This is a genomic window from Streptomyces sp. NRRL S-920 (genome assembly GCF_000717945.1).
In the GTDB taxonomy this organism is placed as follows: Bacteria; Actinomycetota; Actinomycetes; order Streptomycetales; family Streptomycetaceae; genus Streptomyces; species Streptomyces alboniger.
Genome location: NZ_JODF01000128.1, coordinates 1 through 3,268 on the forward strand (window position 1 = coordinate 1; position 3,268 = coordinate 3,268).

Sequence of the window (3,268 nt, forward strand, 5' to 3'; positions counted from 1 at the left end):
GCTGGGGCTCGCGCCCAGCAAGCTCGTCGACATCGGCGTCCACACGATCATCCTCGACACCGTGGCGTACGCCGAACTGTGCGAGCGCTTCAACGGCGGCAGTTTCCTGCACCACGTGCCCGCAGTCGAGATGAAGAACGACGGCTCGGTGATGCGGACGGCCCACATCGTCGCAGCCGACGGATGGGACGTCGACCTGCCGCTGTGGGCAGACGCCGCCCCGTGCGGCCCCTGCCACCCGGGCAACGACTCGCACTGACCGGCGACAGAGCCGTGCCCCGGCCGACGCCGGCTGGGGCACGGCACTCGGCCGGCTGGGATTGACGGGAACCAGCCCGGCGCTGGGCCGCACTCGCCAAGATGGTGCGGATGACGACCACGGCAGACCTCTGGCACCACTACGGCCGCATCCGTGCCGAGCGCGACCGCGCCGTCCCCGATGCTTTCCACTGGATCTGGAGTCAGGACGGCGGCCCCAACTGCGAAGTGCTGGGCGATCTCACGGGGCGAGTGATCGGCGACCTCGGCGCCGGAGCCGCCCGGCACGCCGCGCATCTAGCCGTCCACCACGACTCCGCCGAGATCGTTGCCATCGATGCTTCCCCCGCGCAGTACGAGATGGCCACCGACCTGTTCGCCCACCTCGCCCCGCGCCTGCGTATCACCTCCTCCGATGCCGTACCTCACCTCCAGGCGGCGAAAAACGTCTACGACGTGCTGTACAGCGTGTTCGGAGCCGTCGACTTCACTGACCCGCGCGCACTGCTGCCGGCCACATCCTCGCGAAAACCCCCGAGGGTGACAGGGCCTCGCTGCGTCGCTGGGTCCTCCAGGAGCAAGTGTGGGTGAAGGCCCTTGACGAGGCCGGATTCACCGACGTCACCGTAGAGATGCTTCCGGCAGGGTCCGACGGACCGCGACCGGTGGACACGTTGCTGGTGATTGCTGACCGGCAGCGTTGAACTTGCCACCTGCATCGAGCTGTCACACCGTCGTCCACTGCGCCGTTCCCTAATCAGACCGGGAACGAATCAAGGGATCGACTGTGCCATTTAGAGCCCTTCTCGGAAGCCGCTTCGAGGGTTACGAGAAGGGCTCTCATTCGGAGGTTTCGATACGGGGGTGTGGGGGGTGTTTATCTTCGGGCTGAGGGGCCCCTCGGGGTCCGGCCCGCGGGGGCCGGGTTCCGGCTGCTGTGGCGCTGCCGGATCAGACGCCGCTGCCCAGAATGCCGATGAAGGGGGCGATGCGGGGGCCGCCGCCGGGCGGACCGGTAAAGAACTGTTCCACGTTCTCGTAACGCCGCCCGTCGATGGGCACGGGCTCGGACCGGAGTCCCTGTAGGCTCCGGTGGGCCAGCGCGGACAGGGTGTGCCAGTTGTTTTGCAGCGCGGTGCCGAATCCGCCGAGGTGTGCCGGGCGATCGTTATAGCTGCGGTCTTCGTCGTAGATGAGGACGTTGCAGATGCGCTCCTGGATGAAGCCGCCGAAGCGGGCAGCTTCGGAGGTGGCGCCGATGAAGAAGGCGAGCGCCCGAGTCACTCCGTTGCTGTTCATGTTGTTCGGCCTGGCGTTGCGCAGCTCGTTCAAGTGGCGCAGGAAGTTGTGCGCCGTGTACTCCTGCTCCCCCCGCCACAGCGGGTCGGCGTTCAGCGACGCGTAGCTCCCCGTGGACTCCATCACGTTGATCAGGGGAGCCGGCGTGCCGGAGGCGTGCCCGAGGCTGTCGGCCAGGTGATGGGTGTAGGCGGCGTTGAAGCGGTAGTGCTGGCCCCGGGAGGTAAAGCCCATCAGGTAGAGGTCGTCCACGGAGAAGTACAGATTGACGTCGTTCCTCGAAGCGCCGGTGTCGTCGCTCCAGAGCAAGATCTGGATGACGCGGTTGGTGCGGGGCTGATGACTGCGGACCGACGTGTCGTAAAGATCGGGTCTGCCCTGGGTGCCGGCCATCTCCTGGCTGGTCAGTGCGCGCAGCCGGTCCACCACGTACCGGTAGTTCGCCGACTGCCGGGTGGCGGCAGAGGTACCACGATCTCTTTGGTAACCCTCCATGCGCCAGTCGAGTTTGGTCCACAGGGCATTGGTGGCTGCGTAGGCCTGCGGTGCGGCCAACCCCTGCAGCGTCCCCAGGGCCGGAAGCGCCAGTGCCGCAGCTCCGATCCTCGCGAACGACCTACGAGACAGTTCCATTTTGCCCATGAGCGCGCCTTCGAAAGTGAAAAGTGAGGAGTGAGGAGGCGGCTCACAGCGGGACATCACCGCGGCCGCTCCTCCCGATGACCGGGACTCTGCCGGGCGCCGCTCACGTCGGGCTCACGTTTCACTCACGTCGGGGCCCCTACCCTCAGATGGGGCCACCCGTGACGACCGGCGGGACGCGGATTTTCCTGGTGATAGTCGAGGTCGCTGAACCGGGCCGCTGACTTGGGGTGACGCAACAGGTGTAACAAATCTTCGGCTGGCACGTACATAGACGCGGAGGCCCCGCTGAGGGGCTCTCGCGACGTGTACAACTCCAATACGAGGAGATGCCCCTCCGATGACTGCTGCAACGCTCGCCCCCGCCTACCCTGCCCCGAAGACGCTCCGGGAGCTGGACGGCTTGCTGGCGAACTCCAACGGTCCCAGCGCTCACATCATCGAGCTTCACCCCCAGCTGGCCAGCCGCGTGCTGCGCCGCAACACCAAGAACCGCAACGTGCGTGCCGCCACGGTCGAGGACTACGTGCGCGACATCCAGGCGAACACCTGGCCCCTCAACGGCGAAGCCATCAAAGTCGACGTGCAGGGCAACGTCCTCGATGGCCAGCACCGGCTTCACGCCGTGGTGAAGGCGAACGAGCCGGTCACCACCTTCATCGTCGGAGGGCTGCCCCCGGAGACGCAGGCCACGATGGACTCCGGCCTGCGAGCGAAGCACCCGGAGATCCGGCGCTCAGCCGAGATCGCCCTGCGCACCCGCGCCGCCTTCCCCCACATCCCCCAGTCTGCGCTGGGGACCGCGCACTTCCTCTTCAATGCCATCGACCCCAGTCAGTGCGCCTGGTTCTTCCAGCGCCTGGGCGACGGCGTCGAGTTGTCCAGCGGCCACCCGACCCTCGCCCTGCGCGCCCGCGTCACCTCCGAGCGCGCCAAGGAAGGCCAGATCGTATGGGCGCGCCACCTGGCCTACCTGGTCTCCGCATGGAACGCCGTGCGCGAGGACCGGCCCCTGACACGCCTGGTGGTCCGTCCCGAGGCCCCCGTGCCGAACCCGAAGTAGCCCTCC

4 protein-coding genes are annotated in these 3,268 nt (G+C 67.2%); 3 read left to right on the forward strand and 1 reads right to left on the reverse strand.

Annotation, left to right across the window (positions count from 1 at the left end):
- Together IG54_RS0137055 and IG54_RS38890 are read left to right on the forward strand one after the other, a co-directional pair.
- Positions 1-259, forward strand: a 259-nt coding sequence (locus IG54_RS0137055) for a hypothetical protein (RefSeq protein ID WP_030795544.1), incomplete at its 5' end; no start/stop codon positions are given.
- A 110-nt stretch (positions 260-369) separates the two neighbouring features.
- The gene (locus IG54_RS38890) at positions 370-849 is read left to right on the forward strand and encodes a methyltransferase domain-containing protein (protein WP_234336488.1); all 480 of its coding nucleotides are present in this window, start codon (positions 370-372) and stop codon (positions 847-849) included.
- 360 nt (positions 850-1,209) lie between these two features.
- Here IG54_RS38890 and IG54_RS0137065 read toward each other — a convergent pair whose 3' ends face one another.
- Positions 1,210-2,199 carry a ribosome-inactivating family protein gene (locus IG54_RS0137065; RefSeq protein WP_158709015.1) on the reverse strand — a complete coding sequence of 330 codons (990 nt, stop codon included), beginning with the start codon at positions 2,197-2,199 and terminating at the stop codon, positions 1,210-1,212.
- A 340-nt stretch (positions 2,200-2,539) separates the two neighbouring features.
- Here IG54_RS0137065 and IG54_RS39605 point away from each other — a divergent pair, with 340 nt between their 5' ends.
- Complete coding sequence (locus IG54_RS39605; protein WP_030795548.1) at positions 2,540-3,262, forward strand: hypothetical protein; 723 nt, start codon at positions 2,540-2,542, stop codon at positions 3,260-3,262.
- Positions 3,263-3,268 lie beyond the last annotated feature (6 nt).